General features: G+C 52.4%; 16 protein-coding genes, 1 rRNA gene and 1 riboswitch. Of the genes, 9 read left to right on the top strand and 8 right to left on the bottom strand.

Annotated elements, in window-relative coordinates; all coding sequences use genetic code 11:
- Nucleotides 1-28: 28 nt before the first annotated feature.
- On the top strand, nt 29-4,249 hold the full coding sequence (gene rpoC, locus CG67_RS07185; RefSeq protein ID WP_025902278.1) for a DNA-directed RNA polymerase subunit beta': 4,221 nt from the start codon (nt 29-31) through the stop codon (nt 4,247-4,249).
- A gap of 79 nt (nt 4,250-4,328) precedes the next feature.
- On the top strand, nt 4,329-5,390 hold the full coding sequence (locus CG67_RS07180) for a DUF1176 domain-containing protein (RefSeq protein ID WP_025902277.1): 1,062 nt from the start codon (nt 4,329-4,331) through the stop codon (nt 5,388-5,390).
- Between the two features lie 29 nt (nt 5,391-5,419).
- Here CG67_RS07180 and thiH read toward each other — a convergent pair whose 3' ends face one another.
- Genes thiH through thiC form a run of 6 tightly spaced genes read right to left on the bottom strand, consistent with a single transcriptional unit; the run spans nt 5,420 to nt 10,838 of the window.
- Nucleotides 5,420-6,547 (bottom strand): 2-iminoacetate synthase ThiH, encoded by a 1,128-nt coding sequence (gene thiH / locus CG67_RS07175; protein ID WP_025902276.1) that lies wholly within the window; start codon nt 6,545-6,547, stop codon nt 5,420-5,422.
- The gene (locus CG67_RS07170) at nt 6,540-7,328 is read right to left on the bottom strand and encodes a thiazole synthase (RefSeq protein ID WP_025902275.1); all 789 of its coding nucleotides are present in this window, start codon (nt 7,326-7,328) and stop codon (nt 6,540-6,542) included. The genes thiH and CG67_RS07170 overlap by 8 nt, the downstream gene beginning before the upstream one ends.
- Nucleotides 7,329-7,330: 2 nt before the next feature.
- Entirely contained in the window at nt 7,331-7,531 is a 201-nt protein-coding gene (thiS, locus tag CG67_RS07165; protein ID WP_025902274.1) for a sulfur carrier protein ThiS, read from the bottom strand.
- A complete protein-coding gene (locus CG67_RS07160; protein ID WP_025902273.1) occupies nt 7,521-8,273 on the bottom strand; it encodes a HesA/MoeB/ThiF family protein in 753 nt (250 codons plus the stop codon). The genes thiS and CG67_RS07160 overlap by 11 nt, the downstream gene beginning before the upstream one ends.
- Nucleotides 8,266-8,916 carry a thiamine phosphate synthase gene (gene thiE / locus CG67_RS07155; protein WP_025902272.1) on the bottom strand — a complete coding sequence of 217 codons (651 nt, stop codon included), beginning with the start codon at nt 8,914-8,916 and terminating at the stop codon, nt 8,266-8,268. The genes CG67_RS07160 and thiE overlap by 8 nt, the downstream gene beginning before the upstream one ends.
- Nucleotides 8,913-10,838, bottom strand: a complete 1,926-nt coding sequence (thiC, locus tag CG67_RS07150) for a phosphomethylpyrimidine synthase ThiC (RefSeq protein WP_025902271.1) — start codon at nt 10,836-10,838, stop codon at nt 8,913-8,915. Before thiC ends, thiE begins: the two co-directional genes overlap by 4 nt.
- 87 nt (nt 10,839-10,925) lie before the next feature.
- Nucleotides 10,926-11,026, bottom strand: a riboswitch (TPP riboswitch).
- A 237-nt stretch (nt 11,027-11,263) separates the two neighbouring features.
- Between thiC and nudC the strand changes: the two genes are divergently transcribed.
- From nudC to CG67_RS07120, 6 genes are all read left to right on the top strand, one after another.
- Complete coding sequence (gene nudC, locus CG67_RS07145; protein ID WP_025902270.1) at nt 11,264-12,037, top strand: NAD(+) diphosphatase; 774 nt, start codon at nt 11,264-11,266, stop codon at nt 12,035-12,037.
- A gap of 84 nt (nt 12,038-12,121) precedes the next feature.
- Nucleotides 12,122-13,186, top strand: a complete 1,065-nt coding sequence (gene hemE, locus CG67_RS07140) for a uroporphyrinogen decarboxylase (RefSeq protein WP_025902269.1) — start codon at nt 12,122-12,124, stop codon at nt 13,184-13,186.
- A 2-nt stretch (nt 13,187-13,188) separates the two neighbouring features.
- On the top strand, nt 13,189-13,860 hold the full coding sequence (nfi, locus tag CG67_RS07135; protein ID WP_025902268.1) for a deoxyribonuclease V: 672 nt from the start codon (nt 13,189-13,191) through the stop codon (nt 13,858-13,860).
- A 62-nt stretch (nt 13,861-13,922) separates the two neighbouring features.
- Entirely contained in the window at nt 13,923-14,513 is a 591-nt protein-coding gene (locus CG67_RS07130; protein ID WP_025902267.1) for a YjaG family protein, read from the top strand.
- 189 nt (nt 14,514-14,702) lie between these two features.
- The gene (gene hupA, locus CG67_RS07125; RefSeq protein WP_007886275.1) at nt 14,703-14,975 is read left to right on the top strand and encodes a nucleoid-associated protein HU-alpha; all 273 of its coding nucleotides are present in this window, start codon (nt 14,703-14,705) and stop codon (nt 14,973-14,975) included.
- A 177-nt stretch (nt 14,976-15,152) separates the two neighbouring features.
- Nucleotides 15,153-15,815, top strand: coding sequence for a DUF1481 domain-containing protein (locus tag CG67_RS07120; RefSeq protein WP_025902266.1), 663 nt, complete (start codon nt 15,153-15,155; stop codon nt 15,813-15,815).
- Between the two features lie 74 nt (nt 15,816-15,889).
- Here the strand turns inward: CG67_RS07120 and purD are convergent, their stop codons facing one another.
- A complete protein-coding gene (purD, locus tag CG67_RS07115; protein WP_025902265.1) occupies nt 15,890-17,173 on the bottom strand; it encodes a phosphoribosylamine--glycine ligase in 1,284 nt (427 codons plus the stop codon).
- Between the two features lie 19 nt (nt 17,174-17,192).
- Entirely contained in the window at nt 17,193-18,782 is a 1,590-nt protein-coding gene (purH, locus tag CG67_RS07110) for a bifunctional phosphoribosylaminoimidazolecarboxamide formyltransferase/IMP cyclohydrolase (protein WP_025902264.1), read from the bottom strand.
- Between the two features lie 618 nt (nt 18,783-19,400).
- Here purH and CG67_RS07105 point away from each other — a divergent pair.
- Nucleotides 19,401-19,684 (top strand): 16S ribosomal RNA (locus CG67_RS07105); the annotation flags it as partial.

Below are 19,684 nucleotides of genomic sequence, written 5' to 3'. Positions count from 1 at the left end.
GAAGTCTCACTCCGACGGGAGCAAATCCGTGAAAGACTTACTTAAGTTTCTAAAAGCGCAAACTAAAACCGAAGAGTTTGATGCGATCAAGATTGCTCTGGCATCGCCAGACATGATCCGTTCCTGGTCTTTCGGTGAAGTTAAGAAGCCAGAAACCATTAACTACCGTACCTTTAAGCCGGAACGTGATGGTCTGTTCTGTGCGCGTATTTTTGGTCCGGTAAAAGACTATGAGTGCCTGTGCGGTAAGTACAAGCGCCTGAAGCACCGTGGTGTTATCTGTGAGAAGTGTGGCGTAGAAGTTACCCAGACTAAAGTTCGTCGTGACCGTATGGGTCACATCGAGCTGGCATCTCCTACAGCACACATCTGGTTCCTGAAATCACTGCCATCCCGTATTGGTCTGTTATTAGACATGCCACTGCGTGATATCGAACGTGTGCTTTATTTCGAATCTTATGTCGTTATTGAAGGCGGCATGACCAACCTCGAAAAGCGCCAGATCCTGACTGAAGAGCAGTATCTGGATGCGTTAGAAGAGTTTGGTGATGAATTCGACGCAAAAATGGGTGCGGAAGCGGTTCAGGCCCTGCTGAAAGGCATGGATCTGGAACAGGAATGCGAGCAGCTGCGTGAAGAGCTGAACGAAACCAACTCCGAAACCAAGCGTAAAAAGCTGACCAAGCGTATTAAGCTGCTTGAAGCTTTCGTTCAGTCTGGTAATAAACCAGAGTGGATGATCCTGACAGTACTGCCAGTATTGCCACCGGACCTGCGTCCTCTGGTACCGCTGGACGGTGGACGCTTTGCGACTTCAGATCTGAATGATCTGTATCGCCGTGTGATCAACCGTAATAACCGTCTGAAGCGTCTTCTGGATCTGGCTGCGCCTGATATCATCGTACGTAACGAAAAACGTATGCTGCAGGAAGCGGTCGATGCTCTGCTGGATAACGGTCGTCGCGGTCGTGCGATCACCGGTTCTAACAAGCGTCCTCTGAAGTCTCTGGCCGACATGATCAAAGGTAAGCAGGGTCGTTTCCGTCAGAACCTGCTGGGTAAACGTGTCGACTACTCTGGTCGTTCCGTCATTACCGTAGGTCCTTACCTGCACCTGCATCAGTGTGGTCTGCCGAAGAAAATGGCACTGGAACTGTTCAAACCATTTATCTATGGCAAGCTGGAACTGCGTGGCCTGGCGACGACTATCAAAGCCGCTAAGAAAATGGTTGAGCGTGAAGAAGCTGTCGTCTGGGATATCCTGGATGAAGTTATCCGCGAACACCCGGTTCTGCTGAACCGTGCACCAACACTGCACCGTTTAGGTATTCAGGCGTTCGAACCGGTATTGATCGAAGGTAAAGCGATTCAGCTGCACCCGTTAGTCTGTGCTGCTTATAACGCCGACTTCGATGGTGACCAGATGGCGGTACACGTACCGTTGACTCTGGAAGCTCAGCTGGAAGCGCGTGCGCTGATGATGTCGACCAACAACATCCTGTCTCCTGCGAATGGTGAGCCAATCATCGTTCCTTCTCAGGACGTTGTACTGGGTCTGTATTATATGACCCGCGACAAAGTTAACGCCAAAGGTGAAGCCATGGTGCTGACCGGACCTAAAGAAGCGGAACGTGTGTACCGCGCAGGTCTGGCTGAGCTCCACGCTCGTGTCAAAGTGCGTATTACTGAATACAGCAAAAACGAGCAGGGCGAATTCATCCCACATACCAGCCTGGTCGACACCACTGTCGGTCGTGCCATTCTGTGGATGATCGTACCTAAGGGTCTGCCGTACTCGATTATCAACCAGGCACTGGGTAAGAAAGCTATCTCTAAGATGCTGAATACCTGTTACCGTATCCTGGGTCTGAAGCCGACCGTTATCTTTGCTGACCAGACCATGTATACCGGTTTTGCTTATGCAGCCCGTTCAGGTGCATCTGTAGGTATCGATGATATGGTTATCCCGGCCAAAAAAGCCGAGATCATTACCGAAGCTGAAGCGGAAGTTGCTGAGATTCAGGAACAGTTCCAGTCAGGTCTGGTGACCGCCGGTGAGCGTTACAACAAAGTCATCGATATCTGGGCTGCGGCTAACGAACGTGTTTCCAAAGCGATGATGGAAAACCTGCAAACTGAAACTGTGATCAACCGTCATGGTGAAGAAGAGCAGCAGGTTTCTTTCAACAGCATCTATATGATGGCCGACTCCGGTGCTCGTGGTTCTGCTGCGCAGATCCGTCAGCTGGCAGGTATGCGTGGTCTGATGGCTAAGCCAGATGGCTCCATCATTGAAACGCCAATCACCGCGAACTTCCGTGAAGGTCTGAACGTACTTCAGTACTTCATCTCGACCCACGGTGCTCGTAAAGGTCTGGCGGATACCGCACTGAAAACGGCGAACTCCGGTTATCTGACGCGTCGTCTGGTTGACGTTGCACAGGATCTGGTCGTTACCGAAGATGATTGTGGTACCCACGAAGGTATCATGATGACTCCGGTCATCGAAGGCGGTGATGTTAAAGAGCCACTGCGTGAACGTGTTCTGGGCCGTGTAACGGCTGAAGATGTACTGAAACCTGGTTCTGCAGATATTCTGGTGGCACGTAATACCCTGCTGGATGAGCACTGGTGTGACGTTCTGGAACAGAACTCTGTCGACAGCGTAAAAGTACGTTCAGTGGTAGGTTGTACGACTGACTTTGGTGTGTGTGCTCACTGCTATGGTCGTGACCTGGCTCGTGGACATATCATCAACAAAGGTGAAGCTGTCGGTGTTATCGCAGCACAGTCCATCGGTGAGCCTGGTACACAGCTGACGATGCGTACGTTCCACATCGGTGGTGCGGCATCCCGTGCGGCTGCTGAATCCAGCATTCAGGTGAAGAACAAAGGTACCATCAAGCTTATCAACGCGAAGTCAGTAACAAACTCAGCAGGCAAGCTGGTTATTACTTCACGTAACGTTGAACTGAATATGATCGATGAATTCGGTCGTACCAAGGAAAGCTATAAAGTACCTTATGGTTCCGTGATGGCCAAAGGTGATGGTGAGCAGGCGAATGCCGGCGAAACCGTTGCTAACTGGGATCCGCACACCATGCCGGTAATCACCGAAGTGAACGGTTACGTACGCTTTGTCGATATGAACGATGGCCAGACAATCACCCGTCAGACGGATGAGCTGACCGGTCTGTCTTCTATCGTGGTGATGGATACTGCTGAACGTACCTCCGGTGGTAAAGATCTGCGTCCGGCACTGAAAGTGGTCGATGCCAATGGTGATGATGTTATGTTACCAGGTACCGATATGCCGGCTCAGTACTTCCTGCCAGGTAACGCGATTGTACAGCTGGAAGATGGTGTAAAAATCAGCTCCGGTGATACCTTAGCGCGTGTTCCTCAGGAATCCGGCGGTACTAAAGATATTACCGGTGGTCTGCCACGTGTTGCTGACCTGTTCGAAGCCCGTCGTCCGAAAGAGCCGGCGATTCTGGCAGAAATCAGCGGTATTATTTCCTTCGGGAAAGAGACCAAAGGTAAACGTCGCCTGGTGATCACTCCGGTTGACGGTAGCGAACCTTACGAAGAGATGATCCCGAAATGGCGTCAGCTGAACGTATTTGAAGGTGAGCGCGTAGAACGTGGTGATGTAGTTTCCGATGGACCTGAATCTCCGCACGACATTCTGCGTCTGCGTGGCGTTCATGCGGTGACTCGTTACATCGTTAACGAAGTTCAGGACGTTTACCGTCTGCAGGGCGTTAAGATTAACGATAAACACATCGAAGTTATCGTTCGTCAGATGCTGCGTAAAGCGACCATTGCTTCTTCCGGAAGCTCTGAGTTCCTGGAAGGTGAACAGGCTGAAGTTTCACGCGTGATGATTGCTAACCGTGAACTGGAAGCTAACGGTAAAGTCCCTGCGACTTTCGCCCGTGACCTGCTGGGTATTACCAAAGCATCTCTGGCAACAGAGTCGTTTATCTCTGCAGCATCCTTCCAGGAGACTACCCGTGTCCTGACTGAGGCCGCTGTTGCCGGTAAACGTGACGAACTGCGCGGTCTCAAAGAGAACGTTATCGTGGGTCGTCTGATCCCTGCCGGTACCGGTTATGCATACCATCAGGATCGTATGCGTCGCCGTCACGCGGGTGAGGCACCGGTGGTTCCTCAGGTGACTGCAGATGAAGCCTCTGCAAGCCTGGCTGAACTGCTGAATGCCGGCCTCGGCGGTAACGACGAGTAAGGCAGTGCTATAATCGTGTAATAAACCCTGCTTCGGCAGGGTTTTTTTATATCGGGAGAGATCGGGAAAGGAACAGTAGATGAAGAGATGTTGTCTGCCTGCCATCTTATTCTCCATGCTGGTGGTGACATTCGGGGCCCGGGCATCAGAGCCGGTACAACGGATGTTCCAGGACTGGCAGGTCACTTGTAATAACCTCAATGATTGTGATATCCGCAATGTTGATGAAAATATGCGGGTAGTGATCCGACATGAAGCGGGTCCCAGAGGGGCAGTATCACTGGATTTGATGGGCTTTGATATTGATAAGCCGTCAGGGATCTGGCTGGATGGAAAGCTATGGAATAATTCCCTGACACCGGTTTATGCCGATAATAAACATGATTATGCCGGCTATCACACGACATCATTACAGGCTGTACAGGCGTTTGCTGAGGCAGCGAAAAATGCAGGGCGTATTGCTCTGACACCGGACGAAGATGATGATACCGGCTCTCTGAAAGGATTGAATACCTCTTTACATTTTGCCGATGAAATTCAGGGACGGCTGAATAACCGCACCGCTTTTATTCGTACCGGGAACGGTATCCCTGCGCAGGTGCCTTTACGTTATGCCTTTGAGATCCCTGCGACAAAAATTCCTGCTATTTTTCCGGTCGGTGATGGTAATGCACTGATCAATGAAGTTCTCCAGACTCAGCAAGATGTACTGGATGACGAAGAATGCTCTCCGGATGCCGATGATATCACCCGTAGTCAGGTGAAGCCTCTGGATAAAAAACATGTACTGGTCATGATTAACTGTGTCACCGGGGCTTATCAGTCTTCGGGGATCGTTTTTATCGTCCCGCGGGCACACCCGGATCGTGGCAGTGAAGTGGAACTGACTCTGCCGCTAAAAGATGATCAGGGCGATCCTCAGACGATCACCTGGTTTACGGATGTCAGCTATGATCCTAAAACGGCCTTACTGACGTATATTGCACGCGGCCACGGCGTGTCGGATTGTGGTGAAAGCGGTACCTGGCGATATGATGGTCATGTGTTTCAACTGATGAGTTATCATAATCAGCCGACCTGTGACGGGGGAGAACCGGGGCACTGGCCCTCTGTCTGGCTGACTCCGGGATTCAAAGAGTAAAAATACGGGCGCTATGGCGCCCGCTGTGTTCAGGCACTCTCTCTGCCAAATGCGAACTCCCAGTCTTTCCATACCGGCTGTAGCCCTGCCCGCTGCAGCGCGGCCGCAACAACTTCCGGGCGTCGATGATCATCCGGGGAGAACTGTTCCAGCGCATCGGTGTCGCTGGCATACCCGCCGGGAGTGGTTTTCGAAAAGGCACTGGCGGTAGTCACCGTGATCGGTATGGCATGGTCACGGAAGACCGGGGATTCCCGGGTGGAGAGGGAAATATCCGTTTGTGGTGAAAACAGACGGAAAGCGCACATCGTCTGGAGTAACTGACGTTCGCTCATCTGTGATGCCGGGGTGATCCCTCCGGCACAGGGACGTAACCGGGGAAATGCCACAGAGAACCGTGATCGCCAGTAATATTTTTGCAACCAGTTAAGGTGTTCTCCCATCATCAGACAATCGGTACGCCAGTGTCCTGAAAGGCCGGCAAGTACGCCCAGCCCTATTTTATCGATACCGGCGCGGCCCAGTCTTTCCGGTGTCTGAAGGCGAAACAGAAAATCCTGCTTATTTCCCCGCAGATGATGTGTTGCATAGCAGGAAGCATGATAGGTTTCCTGATAGACCAGCACACCGTCCAGACCCAGCTGATGTAACTCCCGGTATTCCTGCTCCTGTAAAGGCTGAACCTCCATCATCAGTGAACTGAATCGCCGGCGGATATCCGGGATATGCTGCCGGAAATAGTCCATCCCGACTTTAGTCTGATGTTCCCCTGTGACCAGCAGCACCTGGTTAAAACCCAGCTGCCGTAACGCATCACACTCCAGGCCAATTTCGCGGCTATCCAGAGTTTTACGGCGGATACGGTTACTCATTGAGAAACCACAGTAAGTACAATCATTGGCACACAGGTTAGACAAATACAGCGGTGCAAAAAAATTAACGGTATTGCCAAAACGCTGGCGGGTTAGTTGCAGAGCTTTCTCTGCCAGAGGTTCCAGATACTGTTCAGCCGCGGGTGAGAGCAAGGCCATCAGCTCAGTGATCCCGGGCTTGTGACAGGTTAATGCCCGTTCAACATCCGCCGGGCTTTGGCTGTCAATCTGCAAACGCAACGCGTTCTGGTCCAGTGTTTGCCAGTAGTCGGCGAAGTCAGGCATGGGTTGCGGCCTCCGCGTTGTCTGTATCCAGGAATGCGGTCAATGGGCTACTGGCCTTCGCCTGTGTGCTGGTGGTGGTGACCTGCCCCCTGCACAGATAACCCGCTTCGGTGGCCAGCGCGAAAGCCCGCGCCGCAGAAACCGGGTCTCTGGCTGTCGCAATGGCGGTATTCACCAGCACGGCATCGGCACCACATTCCATCGCTTCACAGGCATCCGAAGGCACACCGATCCCGGCATCGATAATGACCGGCACGGTGGCCTGTTCGATGATAATGTGCAGAAAATCACGGCTGAGCAGTCCCCGGTTACTGCCGATAGGAGCGCCGAGCGGCATGACCGCCGCACAGCCCGCCTCTGCCAGCCGTTTACATAACACAGGGTCCGCACCACAGTAAGGTAAAACGGTAAAACCTTCGCGGACCAGTTGCTCAGCCGCTTTCAGTGTTTCTATCGGGTCAGGTAACAGGTAACGGCTGTCCGGATGGATTTCAAGTTTAACCCAGTGTGTCCCCAGGGCTTCCCTGGCCAGTCGGGCCGCAAACACGGCTTCACCGGCCGTTTTAGCGCCGGAGGTATTCGGCAGTAACGCCACGCCTGAACGACGTAGTGGTTCAAGGATGGCGTCCCTGTTATCACCGAAATCGATCCGTTTCATCGCTAAGGTCGCCAGTTGTGAACCGGAGGCGCGAAGCGCAGCCAGCATCAGTTCCGGTGAGGCAAACTTGCCGGTCCCGGTGAGCAGACGCGAACTGAATGTTTTATCCGCTATTTTCAACATGATTAACCTCCTGCGATGACCTGGAAGATCACGACATCATCATTTTCCTGCAACCGGTAGCCCGCCCATTCACTGGCGGGAATAATGCGCTCATTCACAGCGAGGGCAGTTCCCTGTACCGCCACCGATAGAGTGTGTAATAACCGGTTCACCGGACAGGATGACTCCACCGAAATAACGTTATCGTTCACTTTAATTTGCATGTCTGGCTCCACAAATCGGGCAGTTTCTTTCCGGGGTGAGTTTCAGCTTACGCCACCGTAATGCCAGGCCATCAAACAGTATTAACTGACCTGCTGCGGTATTTCGCCCTGAACAGATCCACTTAATGGCCTCCAGGGCTTGTAAGCTGCCCATCACCCCGGTAACCGGTCCTGCGATACCGCTATTGCGGCAGTTACGTTCGGGTTCACGGGAGTCGGGCCACAGGCACTGGTAACATCCGTGCTGCCAGGGGGGTGTCAGCACCAGTAATTGTCCGTGGAAACCGATCGCACTGGCGGTGATCAGCGGAAGGTTGTGGCTGAAGCACCAGGCATTGAGCCGGTGGCGGGTTGCCAGGTTATCTGAACAATCAAGCACCAGTGTCGGCCTGGCAGGCAGTTCATCCCCGGCAGAAAGAGGAATACGATCGCTGATCGCATGGAGTGTGATGGACGGGTTTAAGGCGCGAAGTGCCTCCGCTGCCAGTTTTGCTTTACTGATACCGGTATCTGATGAGCGGTAGAGGATCTGCCGTTGCAGATTACTGATATGCAGATCATCATCGTCAGCCAGCAGAAGTGTACCGGCACCCGCCGCCGCGAGGTATAGTGCGGCGGGTGAACCCAGCCCCCCCAGCCCGACAATAAGAATACGGGCATCACTCAGCTTCTGCTGACCTTCCGGGCCAATCTCTTCCAGTAACAGTTGCCGGCTGTAGCGCATAAAGCTTTTATCATCCAGCATCTGCGGTTACCTCACGGGCATCACTCACTTTCTGTTGTAACTGCCGCACTGCCTGCCGCCAGTCAGCGGCACGGGTAATGGCGCTGACCACGGCGATGCTGCCGACGCCGGTTGCCAGCACCTCACCGGCTCTGTCCAGCGAGATCCCGCCAATCGCAACGGTAGGGATCCCGGACAGCCGGAGGACATGGCGACGCAGGTTGGCCAGACCCTGAGGTGAAGAGGGCATTTCTTTCGTGGTGGTGGGGAAAATATGACCCAGCGCGATATAGGAAGGGTGAAGCGGTAATACCCTGTCAATTTCGACCGTATTATGGGTGGAGACGCCCAGACGAAGCCCTGCCTGATGGATGGCAGATAAACTGGCGGTCTGCAAATCTTCCTGACCGAGATGAACACCATAGGCCCCGTGTTTTATGGCCAGTTGCCATTCATCATTAATAAATAACCTGGCCCCGAACCCGCGGGCAAGACGGATACTGTCGATGATGGCCTTTTCTTTCTCTGCAGCACTGCCTTGTTTCATTCTAAGTTGCAGGGTCATCACCCCGGCATTCAGCAGATTTTCTATCCACTCTGTACTGTCGACGATGGCATACAAACCACAATACCGGGGGACGGGAGGAAATATCTGAGTCATGCCTTGGCTCCTGTCCGGGCAGCGGGTACCGGTGTATAAATCTCGCTGCCTTTTTCCCGGAAGCGCCGGGACATCTCCAGCATTCCCTCATCGATCACGACTTCCGGGGTCGGATTTTTACTGGCAAAGTCACGGACTTCCTGGCTTATTTTCATGGAACAGAATTTGGGTCCGCACATCGAACAGAAATGGGCGACTTTTCCGGATTCCTGCGGCAGCGTCTGATCGTGATAACTGCGGGCAGTTTCGGGATCCAGCGCCAGGTGGAACTGGTCTTCCCAGCGAAACTCAAACCGGGCTTTAGACATTGCGTTATCACGTATTTGCGCGCCGGGATGCCCTTTTGCCAGGTCAGCGGCGTGGGCTGCAATTTTGTAGGCAATCAGCCCTTGTTTGACATCTTCTTTGTCCGGCAGCCCGAGATGCTCTTTCGGGGTGACGTAACACAGCATGGCACAGCCGAACCACCCTATCATGGCGGCACCGATCCCGGAGGTGAAGTGATCATAGCCCGGGGCGATATCGGTGGTCAGCGGTCCCAGGGTATAAAACGGGGCTTCGTGACAATGTTCCAGCTGTTCGGTCATATTGCGTTGGATCATATGCATCGGCACGTGTCCCGGGCCTTCAATCATCACCTGAACATCGTACTCGTGGGCAATTTTTGTCAGTTCTCCCAGCGTATGCAGTTCCGCAAATTGTGCTTCATCATTTGCATCCTGAATAGACCCGGGACGCAGCCCATCGCCCAGTGACAGCGCAATATCATAGCTGGCACAAATCTCACAGATCTCACGAAAATGCCGGTACAGGAAGTTCTCCTGATGATGTGAAAGACACCACTTCGCCATAATGGAGCCACCGCGGGAAACAATCCCTGTCAGCCGTTTGGCGGTCATCGGGACATAGCGCAGCAATACGCCGGCATGGATAGTGAAATAATCAACGCCCTGTTCGGCCTGTTCCAGTAATGTGTCGCGGAACACGGCCCAGTTCAAATCTTCGGCGACACCATTCACTTTTTCGAGCGCCTGATAAATGGGGACCGTGCCAACAGGGATAGGGCTGTTACGCAGGATCCATTCACGTGTTTCGTGAATATTTCGCCCGGTAGAGAGGTCCATCAGGGTATCTGCGCCCCAGCGGGTCGCCCAGACCAGTTTTTCGACTTCTTCCTCGATAGAGGATGTCACGGCAGAATTACCAATATTGGCATTAATTTTTACCAGGAAATTCCGACCGATAATCATCGGTTCAGATTCCGGATGATTAATATTGGCCGGAATGATCGCTCGCCCGGCGGCTACTTCCTGGCGGACAAATTCAGGGGTAATAGATGCCGGAAGAGGGGCAAAAAAATGCTTACCGGGATGTTGCTGAAGGAGTTCCGGACGGGTGACCTGTTCTCTTCCCATATTTTCCCGCAATGCGATAAATTCCATTTCCGGTGTGATAATCCCCTGACGCGCATAATGCAGTTGCGTTACACAACGGCCTTTTTTTGCCTTACGGGGTTCGGGAAGATGCTGAAAACGTAATGAGTCCAGGCTTTCATCAGCCAGTCGTTGCCGGGTATAAGAGGAGCTGGTGGAAGGGAGTGGCTCTGAGTCTTGTCGTTCATCAATCCAGACCTGACGGAGCTTACGGATACCGTGATGGATATCCGGAACCGTTGTGTTATCGCCGAAAGGGCCGGAAGTGTCATAGACCGGGATGGGCTCATTTTCTTCCATGACCGGGTTGTCCGGCGTTCCCCCGACCCGTGTCGGGCTGAGCAGGATGGCACGTACAGGCACCCGGATATCCGGCCGGGACCCGGTGATCCACCGGCGTTCCGAGCCCGGAAAAAACTCACTGTTCAGTGAATTGATAAAGTTTTTGGCTTGTTCGCGTTTTTCACGCCGTGATAATGGTTCAGACATAGCTCTATTTCCTGTAAAAAAAGAAATACGCTTGTCCGGAGTCCGGAAGGAGTGACAGATTGATCCTGCCCTGCGGGCAGTTTCAGACTGGACTGTACTCTTGTTCCCTTCGCAGGTACTAACCTGATCAGGTTCCGCGGATCCCGAATTAACGGTCTCAGCCCCGGGGGGCACTCCGACAAGATACCAGGCCTCCGCAGTCAGTACTTCATGGCGGAGGCTGTGAAAATTCACGTCTGTCAGCATAGAGGGCTTCATCGCGAAGTACAAGCCCCTGCTCAACGTAAGGGCAGAATGCCCTGATCCCGCACAATTTAAAAATATATCGCTGCGGGGGATCAACGACATTCTGTTTGGGGGTGCTACTATGAGTTCATGTTCTGAGATCGCCGTGGATCATCAATAAAAATTAAGGTAATGATGTGATGGAACGTGAAATCACCCGGAATGACCGGGGATGGTGGGTCATTAGTCAGCAAAACAAACTGTGGCTGCCACAAGGGACACTCCCGCACGGTAGCGCAGAAGAGTTTGCACTGACAGGCAGCCGCGCATTACAGACCGGAGAGTGGCAGGGGGAACCGGTGTGGCTGGTACGTGAAACCCGCGCTCAGGATATGATGTCATTAAGACAATTGCTGGGTGAAGAGAGCGGTTTATTCCGTATGGCCGGACGGGCGGTTCAGTTGTCAGAATTTTATAGGTCACACCGGTATTGTGGATACTGCGGAGCGGAAATGCACCTCAGTCGCAGCGAATTTGCCTGTCTGTGCGGCAGTTGTCATGAGCGCTATTACCCGCAAATTGCGCCCTGCATCATTGTCGCCATTCGCCGGCAGGATAAAATCCTGTTAGCAAACCATGTCCGCAGCCGCAACGGCATATATACCGCCCTGGCAGGGTTTGCTGAAGTGGGTGAAACGCTGGAGCAAACGGTAGCCCGTGAGGTCATGGAAGAAAGTAATATCAGAATCAAAAACCTGCGTTATGTGGCTTCCCAGCCCTGGCCTTTTCCTCAGTCACTGATGATGGCCTTCCTGGCAGATTACGATAGCGGCGAACTCCGCATTGACCCTAAAGAACTGCAGGATGCCGGATGGTACCGCTATGATGCGTTGCCTGTGCTCCCCCCTCCGGGAACCATTGCCCGACGCCTGATTGAAGACACTATCGCGCTTTGCCGTAGTGAAAATGAATAACTGACCTGCGCAGACTCAGGGGCTGGTTAAAACAACGAGGGGTTTGTGTATATACTATGCGCCTGACTTCGAGAGAGCCTGATTATGAGTGAATTAAAAAACGACCGTTATCTGCGCGCGTTACTGCGTCAGCCGACGGATGTGACGCCGGTATGGATGATGCGTCAGGCAGGGCGCTATTTACCTGAATATAAAGCGACACGTGCAGAAGCCGGTGACTTCATGTCACTGTGTAAAAATGCGGAACTGGCTTGTGAAGTAACACTACAGCCACTCCGTCGTTATCCGCTGGATGCTGCCATTCTTTTTTCCGATATTCTGACTATTCCCGATGCGATGGGATTAGGTTTGTATTTCGAAACGGGGGAAGGGCCTCGTTTTTCTTCACCGATCACTTGCGCTGCCGATGTGAAAAAACTGCCTGTCCCGGACCCGGAGCAGGAATTGCAGTATGTGATGAATGCGGTGCGGACCATCCGTAAAAACCTGAAAGGTGAAGTTCCGCTGATTGGTTTTTCCGGCAGTCCATGGACACTGGCGACCTATATGGTGGAAGGAGGGAGTAGTAAGGCCTTCACTAAAATCAAGAAAATGATGTACAGCGACCCGTCCACCTTGCATGCAATGCTGGATAAGCTGGCTGAAAGCGTCATTCTGTACCTGAATGCTCAGATCCGCGCCGGTGCACAATCGGTCATGGTCTTCGACACCTGGGGCGGCGTGTTAACCGGCCGCGATTACCGTGACTTCTCGCTGTATTACATGCATAAAATTGTCGACGGATTATTGCATGAAAATGAAGGTCGTCGGGTTCCTGTGACTCTGTTTACCAAAGGCGGTGGACAGTGGCTTGAGCAGATAGCCGATACCGGATGCGATGCTATTGGTCTGGACTGGACCACAGAGATTGGCAATGCACGTGAGCGTGTAGGGCACCGTGTTGCTCTGCAGGGGAATATGGACCCGTCTGTACTTTATGCCCCGCCAGCACGTATAGAACAGGAAGTCTCCTCCATCCTGGAAGGATTTGGTCAGGGCGACGGACATGTCTTTAACCTGGGACATGGCATCCATCAGGATGTTCCCCCGGAACATGCCGGTGCATTTGTTGAAGCTGTTCACCGTCTTTCCGCGGCTTACCACAAGTAATCATGGCTGACTTCGCGTTACTGAAAGCAGAACAGCAATTGCTGGCCGCACAGGTGGTACGTGAAGGCCTGAGCCCTGACTTTGTCCCCCGGTTTATTGCCGGGGGAGATACCGGTTTCGAAGAGAACGGTACTGTGGCCCGGGCGGCTATTGTGATTTTGCATTGGCCGTCGCTGGAGATGGCAGAGCATCGCGTTGCCCGTGTACCCGTGACGTTGCCTTATGTCCCGGGCTACCTCTCTTTCCGTGAATGCCCCGCGTTACTGGCTGCCTGGCAGCAACTCACGCACCGTCCGGAGTTAATGTTCATCGACGGACACGGCGTTGCCCATCCACGTGGATTAGGTCTTGCCAGTCATTTTGGGGTTACCGTCGATATCCCGGTGATAGGTGTGGCGAAACGACGTTTATGCGGTGATTATCAGGCGTTGTCTGCTACCCCCGGAGACTGCCAGCCTTTAATGTATCAGCAGCGGCAGACTGGCTGGGTATTACGCAGCAAAGCCCGGTGTAATCCGTTATTTATTTCGGCCGGACACCGTGTGAGCGACGATATGGCACTGTACTGGACCCGTCAGTGTCTGCGTGGTTACCGTTTACCTGAACCTACCCGCCTGGCGGATGCCGTCGCGTCTCAACGCAAGGGCTTCCTGCGTTATCTGAACAGACAATAACGCTGTGAAAAGATCGCTTTTGCGTTACACTTTCGCCAGCTAATTGATAACGAGTACCCGTCATGTTACGTAACCCAATCCATTTACGCCTGGAAAAGCTGGAAAGCTGGAAGCATGTGACTTTCATGGCCTGTCTGTGTGAGCGCATGTATCCGAATTACCAGGCCTTCTGCCAGCAGACTGAGTTTGCTGATGCGCATATTTATCGCCGTATTCTCGACCTGGTCTGGGAAACGCTGGTGGTTAAAGATGCCAAAGTGAATTTTGATTCTCAGCTGGAGAAGCTGGAAGAGGCGATCCCGGATGGTGATGCGTTTGATTTTTACGGTGTCTACCCGGCGATTGATGCCTGTGTGGCCCTGAGTGAACTTCTGCATGCCATGCTGAGTGGTGAAAGCCTCACTTATGCAATCCAGGTCAGTGAAACCTCTGTGACGACCGTTGCTATGCTGGAAATGACCCAGGCTGGCCGCGAGATGACGGATGAAGAACTGAGAGAAAATCAGGCAGTGATTGATGAATGGGACCTCCAGTGGGAAATATTCAGGCTGCTGGCTGATTGTGAAGAACGTGATTTAGAGCTGATCAAAGGGTTACGTGCTGACCTGCGGGAAGCCGGAATCAGTAACATTGGTATAAGTTTTAACCAGTAAGACGATAAAACGTGACTTCAGACCTGATTTAGCTCACCTGAAGGCTTCACATCCGCCCCCTGTCTGGTCTACATTTGGGGGGCTAAAAATTGTGGCTATCGGTGTGTGCAGGCTGAAGGGTGTCGGAAGATAGGCTTTTCACTCGCACTCGTTGCTTAGCAGGCGATAAATACACTTTAAGGATAACTTATGAACAAGACTCAACTGATTGATGTGATCGCGGAAAAAGCGGACCTGTCTAAAACCCAGGCTAAAACAGCACTGGAATCTACTCTGGCTGCGATCACTGAGTCTCTGAAAGAAGGTGATGCAGTTCAGCTGGTTGGTTTCGGTACTTTCAAAGTAAACCACCGCGCAGAGCGTACTGGTCGTAACCCGCAGACGGGTAAAGAAATCAAAATTGCTGCTGCTAACGTGCCTGCGTTCGTTTCCGGCAAGGCACTGAAAGACGCGGTAAAATAAGCGTTTCTCTCAGTTGCACTGATATTTAGTTAACAAAAGAGGCAGGTCAGACTGCCTCTTTTGTTTCTTTTAACCATTTTCGGAGGTGTTTTTTTCCGGAAATGATCCTGATATTGCTTCCTCACTACCCTAATCTATTCCGCTTATCTCACTGACTGTACTAAGCATTAAGGAGATATGATGTTTTCTTCCGGACGGGGCCTTCTCCTGTGCCTGGCTCTGCTGCTCGTCGGATGTCAGTCTGCGAAAAATATGCCGGCATTCAGTGCTTCCGGTTATCTTTCTGACCGGGGTGTTGTGCGTATCTGGCGAAAGAATATGCCACCGGATATTACTATTCGCACACTTTATACTCCCTTCGACCGTACGGTCACTGAACAAACTGACTACCACTGGCAAAATGGCCAGCTGCTGATGATGAAACGACATATCAGTGGTACATCCCCCGATGATGTAACCTTACGATTTGATAATCAGGGGAATGTCAGCTTTATGCAGCGGCAACTCGCCCGTCAGCGTGAAAGCGTAAGCCTGCAGGATATCGATCTCTATCGGTTTGATGCCGGGCGGTTACTACAAATCAGCAATGGATTACAGGCAGGCAGGGTGACCCTGATGCAGGGGGTCTGGGATGGCAGCAATCGCGTGACGACCTGCCAACATCAGACGGTGTCTGCAGGTCTGGATGCGTATTCTGTACAGATGATTTATCGCGAGCAGAGACAATCTGCAGGAGCGCCGGTCTACATTGCCTGGTTACGCGCACCGGAGGGGGTTCAGCTGCTGAAAGCGACGACGGAAAATCTCTGTCTTCAGGCCCCGGCATCCGCCGATCTCTGAGACGTTTCCGCCAGCAAGAGGGATCAAAAAGGCAGACCGGAGTCTGCCTTTTGTGTGGTGGATGATCCCCCGGGTTACTTCTGGCGGTTAATGGCCCGGTAACCAATATCCGTACGACAGAAGGAACCTTCCCATGAAATGGCTTTTGCCAGTGCATAGGCCTGCTTCTGAGCCGCGGCGATGTCAGTTCCCAGGCCAGTGGCGCATAAGACCCGGCCGCCATGGGTGACAACATCTTCCCCCTGTAAGATGGTGCCGGCGTGGAAAACCTTGCCGTCAGGAGAGGTTGCAGCATCCAGTCCTGAAATCACATCACCTTTACGATATTTGCCAGGGTATCCCCCCGCGGCCAGCACCACACCCAATGCCGGGCGAGGATCCCAGTGTGATTCCTGTTGATCCAACTGCCCGTCGCAGGCCGCAAGGCATAGCGCCACCAGGTCAGATTGCAGTCGCAGCATAATTGGCTGGGTTTCAGGATCGCCGAAACGACAGTTAAATTCGATCACTTTCGGTCGGCCTTCAGGATCGATCATCAGTCCGGCATACAGGAACCCGGTATAAACATTCCCTTCAGCAGCCATTCCGCGTACGGTAGGCCAGATCACTTCGTCCATAGCCCGCTGGTGGACTTCATCAGTCACGACCGGGGCGGGAGAGTAGGCACCCATTCCGCCGGTATTCGGCCCGGTATCCGCATCGCCGACACGTTTATGGTCCTGACTGGTGGCCATAGGCAGGACATGTTCGCCATCAACCATCACGATAAAGCTGGCTTCTTCACCCTGTAAAAATTCTTCAATAACGATACGATGGCCTGCATCACCGAAAGCATTTCCGGCCAGCATATCCCGGACGGCATCTTCAGCTTCCTGCAGAGTCATCGCCACGATGACTCCTTTACCGGCGGCCAGACCATCCGCTTTGATGACGATAGGCGCACCTTTTTCCCGCAGGTAGGCCAGAGCAGGCTCAATTTCGGTGAAGTTCTGGTATTCAGCGGTCGGAATGTTATGCCGTGCCAGGAAATCTTTAGTAAAGGCTTTCGACCCTTCCAGTTGAGCAGCCCCACGGGTCGGGCCAAAAATCTTCAGACCGGCTTCCCGGAAAGCATCGACCACGCCAATCACCAGAGGAGCTTCAGGACCGACAATCGTCAGACCAATGTTCTCTTTGAGCGCAAAAGCGAGTAAACCTTCGATATCTGTGGCGCTGATGTCGACATTATGCAGAGCGGGCTCCAGTGCGGTACCGGCATTTCCCGGAGCGACATAGACTTTCCCGGCCAACGGTGATTGTGCAGCTTTCCATGCCAGCGCGTGTTCACGGCCGCCATTACCAATAATTAAAATGTTCATAGTAAATACCCCGGAAAGATTAATGGCGGAAATGACGCATGTCGGTAAAGATCATCGCAATACCGTGTTCATCAGCAGCGGCAATGACTTCATCATCGCGGATTGAGCCTCCGGGCTGGATAACACAGGTGATCCCGACCGCCGCTGCGGCATCGATACCGTCACGGAACGGGAAAAAGGCATCGGAAGCCATCGCTGACCCTTTAACTTCAAGCCCTTCATCACCGGCTTTGATACCGGCAATCTTCGCCGAATAGACCCGGCTCATCTGGCCGGCACCAATGCCGATAGTCATATTATCGCGGGCATAGACAATGGCGTTGGACTTAACAAACTTTGCCACTTTCCAGCAGAACAGCGCATCGCGCATCTCCTGTGCCGTTGGCTGTCGCTGACTGACTACGCGTAATTGCGACGCGTCGACCATGCCCAGATCACGGTCCTGCACCAGTAATCCGCCATTAACGCGTTTGAAATCCAGGCCTGACTCACGTTGCTGCCACTCACCACACGTCAGGACACGTACATTCTGTTTAGCTGCAGTGATTTTTAATGCAGCCTCGCTGGCTGACGGGGCAATAATGACTTCAACAAACTGGCGGCTGATGATTGCCTGTGCAGTCGCTTCATCCAGTTCACGGTTAAAGGCAATGATCCCGCCGAAGGCGGACGTCGGGTCGGTCGTATAAGCGCGCTCATAGGCCTGCTTAATATCTTCACCAATAGCTACGCCACAAGGGTTGGCATGCTTAACAATGACACAGGCAGGTTCAGGGAATTCTTTGACACATTCCAGTGCCGCATCGGTATCAGCAATATTGTTATAGGAGAGCGCTTTACCCTGCAGCTGCTGAGCCGTCGCCACGGAGGCTTCTTTAATATTCTCTTCTATATAGAAAGCCGCATCCTGGTGGCTGTTCTCGCCGTAACGCATATCCTGCTTTTTAACAAAGTTCAGGTTCAGCGTACGCGGGAAACGTCCGGCCGGTGTCTTATCTTCACTATAATACGCAGGCACTCGCTGACCGAAGTAGTTCGCGATCATACTGTCGTAAGCCGCGGTATGCTCAAAGGCTTTGATCGCCAGGTCAAAACGCGTTTCCAGGGTCAGACTATTGTCATTCTCTTCCAGTTCCCGGATCAGCGCCGGGTAATCATGGCTTTTCACCACGATAGCCACATCTTTATGGTTCTTGGCGGCGGAGCGCACCATGGTCGGGCCACCGATATCAATATTCTCGACGGCATCTTCCAGCGAACATCCTTCACGGGCGACCGTTTCAGCAAAAGGGTAGAGGTTAACGACCACCATATCGATCGGGTCGATCTGATGTTCCGCCATAATGGCATCATCCTGGCCACGTCTTCCCAGGATCCCGCCATGGACTTTAGGGTGCAGTGTTTTTACTCGACCATCCATCATTTCCGGAAAACCGGTGTAGTCGGATACTTCGGTAACAGGTAAACCCGCGTCAGCCAGTAAACGGGCAGTGCCGCCGGTAGAAAGCAACTCCACACCCCGGGATGTCAGTGCTTTGGCAAACTCAACAATACCGGTTTTGTCAGAAACACTCAGAAGAGCGCGGCGTACAGGACGACGTTGTTGCATAGTGAAGTAATCCTCTGGATTGGTTTCATATATATAGAAAAGAAGTCATAGAGAAAGTTCTGAAGGCAAATATCGCTGTTATCTGCGTTCAGAAACCTCGCCCGACCCGCTAATTACATGCGGGCATTGTAGCGAAAACGTTTGCGTGATGCCCGGCTAAATTTGGATTTATAGCCCTTTGTGGATAACTTTGTGGGTAACAGCGTATAAATGGCACATTTGCTGTGGAATGCAGCAAACAGTCTTTTTTGTTGAAATTAGTGGTTGCGCCTTTTCGGGAACTCCCTATAATGCGCAACCACTGACACGGCAAAGCGCGATGCGCAGCGACGTGACAGGGACTGAAGCGATTCGGTCCGGGAGAAAAAATCACGAAATAGTGGTTGACTCCTGAGGTGAAAAGCGTAATATACGCCACCTCGCAACAACAACCTAAACGGTTGAGTTGCAACGCTCTTTAACAATTTATCAGACAATCTGTGTGGGCACTCGCAGGATTGATATCAACGTCTCCGGACGTAAAACATATCAAGTCTTAAGAGTGAACACATAATGAAATTCATTATGAGTGTTTTACACTTGAGCATCGCTTAAACAAGTTTTAAGCAAATCAAACTTAAATTGAAGAGTTTGATCATGGCTCAGATTGAACGCTGGCGGCAGGCCTAACACATGCAAGTCGAACGGTAGCACAGAGGAGCTTGCTCCTTGGGTGACGAGTGGCGGACGGGTGAGTAATGTCTGGGAAACTGCCTGATGGAGGGGGATAACTACTGGAAACGGTAGCTAATACCGCATAATGTCGCAAGACCAAAGCGGGGGACCTTCGGGCCTCGCACCATCGGATGTGCCCAGATGGGATTAGCTTGTAGGTGAGGTAATGGCTCACCTAGGCGACGATC

The organism is Tatumella sp. UCD-D_suzukii (assembly GCF_000611875.2).
In the GTDB taxonomy this organism is placed as follows: domain Bacteria; phylum Pseudomonadota; class Gammaproteobacteria; order Enterobacterales; family Enterobacteriaceae; genus Tatumella; species Tatumella ptyseos.
This window is presented reverse-complemented; position numbering and strand designations above follow the sequence as displayed.